Source organism: Microbacterium sp. HMWF026 (genome assembly GCF_003061325.1).
Classification (GTDB): domain Bacteria; phylum Actinomycetota; class Actinomycetes; order Actinomycetales; family Microbacteriaceae; genus Microbacterium; species Microbacterium testaceum_E.
Genome location: NZ_QAJB01000356.1, coordinates 1,453 through 2,789 on the forward strand (window position 1 = coordinate 1,453; position 1,337 = coordinate 2,789).

Here is a 1,337-nt window from a genome sequence, read left to right on the forward strand (position 1 = left end):
CGCGGCCCCGCGCGGCGGATGTGGCCCGGCGCGCCGCCGAGCTCGCGCCCGACGCGCCGGCGCCGGCCGCGCTCGTGTCGTTCCCGCGGGTGGATGACGAGACCCGCGCTCTCGATGAGCTGTTCGCCCCCGCGGGGGCGTCGGCGGCGCCGACCCCGGTGCCGGCCCGCGAGACGACGGCCGCTACGGCTCCCGGTTCGCGCGCCCGTCGAGAGCGGGCCCGGGGACGTGGCTGGGTGTGGGCGGGCGCAGCCGCGGCGGCGGCCGTCGTCGTCGGCGGACACGTGCTGGCCTTCTCGCTCGGCTCCGCGGGCGGGGCGACCACGGGTCGTCAGCCCGCTCCCACGTCGAGCGCGACCCCGGCCCTGGCCGAGCGCTCCGCACCCGATCCGACCCCCAGCCAGGCCGTGCTCCCGGTTTCGTCGACGGATGCCGACACCCCGCCTGCGCCGAGCGCGCCGGTCGACGTGGTGGTCGATCCGATCGCCGACACCGCTCCGACGACTCCCTCCGCTCCGCAGCCGGTCGAGACGAACCCCGCGCCCGGCACCCCGGTCGCGCCCGAGAGCGGTTCGCCCGGCGGCGGGGCGCCCACGAGTGCGCCGTCCCCGGCGGCGAGCGCGAACCCCGGTCCGGGCATCGCCCCGGGCGCGGGGTCGGGCCCCGGCCGTTCGGACCAGGCCCCCGGGCACGTGACACCCGTCGGCAATCACGGGAACGGCAACGGTCCGAAGCCCTCGCCCTCCGCGACGCCCGCGGGATGAGGGCGCCCGCTGCGCTGAGCGCGCGGTCGCGCGCGGTGGATCCGTCGAGTGTCCAGGAAACGCCGCGCGTCGTCGCGGTGGTGCGGTGTGTCTTGGACACTCGACGGGGGGCGGGCGCGCGGCGGGCGGTCGAAAGCTCACGTAAGTTTCGCGAAATGGGCGTAAGCTGCGGCGATGCGAAGCCCCGATTCCCGTGAACGCGTCCGCCTGAGCGACATCGCGGACGAGGCGGGCGTCTCCGTCGCGACCATCTCGAAGGTGCTCAACGGCCACGGCGACATCTCGCCCGCGACGCGCGCGCGGATCGAGGGTCTGCTCACCGCGCGCGGGTACGTGCGGCGGTCGCAGCGGGAGCGCCCGCCGGGCGGTCTGATCGAGCTCGTCTTCCATGAGTTCGAGGCGAGCTGGTCGATGGAGATCATCGCCGGGGTGCAAGAGGTCGCCAAGGAACAGGGTCTCGCGGTCGTCGTCACCGAGAGCGGCGGGGCGCACTCCCTCGGCGAGCAGTGGATCGAGGGCGTGCTGCGGCGTCGGCCCGCCGGCATCGTCCTGGTCGCGTCGGCCGTTCTCGCG

The 1,337-nt window shown here is 76.3% G+C and carries 1 protein-coding gene and 1 pseudogene; both read left to right on the forward strand.

Annotated elements, in window-relative coordinates:
• Positions 1-764, forward strand: a pseudogene (locus DBR36_RS18110) (hypothetical protein); the annotation flags it as partial.
• Positions 765-938: 174 nt separating this feature from the next.
• The coding region (locus DBR36_RS13350; protein WP_146185360.1) for a LacI family DNA-binding transcriptional regulator at positions 939-1,337 on the forward strand (399 nt) is incomplete at its 3' end.